1 protein-coding gene is annotated in these 479 nt (G+C 55.3%); it reads left to right on the top strand.

Annotated features, from left to right (window positions below; all coding sequences use genetic code 11):
• Positions 1-479 (top strand): transposase (locus KP705_RS17320; protein ID WP_215765172.1); only part of this gene is annotated, 479 nt, incomplete at both ends.

Below are 479 nucleotides of genomic sequence, written 5' to 3'. Positions count from 1 at the left end.
GCCGTCAAAGCTGTCGCACAAGGATCGCCATGCGCGCTGGACGCTGAAGTTCACGAAAGCGAAGCGGCAGGACGATGGAACCATGCCGTCGAGTGATCTCGCTATCCCATTCTTTGGCTACAAAYCCCACGTCTCCATCGACCGGAAGTTYCGGTTCATCCGMRAATGGAAGACGACRGATGCCGCCGCCAGTGATGGAGCGCGATTGAGAGAGGGGCTGYTRGATAAAGCCAATACGGCCTCGAGCGTCTGGACAGATACGGCCTACCGTTCAAAAGCCAATGAGGACTTCATGGAAAAGCAGGGCTTTGTCTCGAAGGTTCACAGGAAAAAACCGCATCTCAAGCCTATGCCCCGGCATATCCAGAGATCCAACGCAGGAAAGTCCGTGATCCGGTCGCGTGTCGAGCATGTCTTTGCCGATCAGAAATCGCAGACAGGACTGTTTGTCCGAACTGTAGGCATAACGCGGGCCAGTA

The organism is Gluconobacter sp. P1D12_c (genome assembly GCF_018812105.1).
Classification (GTDB): Bacteria; Pseudomonadota; Alphaproteobacteria; order Acetobacterales; family Acetobacteraceae; genus Gluconobacter; species Gluconobacter oxydans_A.
The sequence above is the reverse complement of the archived record's forward strand: the minus strand, read 5'-3'. Positions and strand labels throughout refer to the sequence as shown.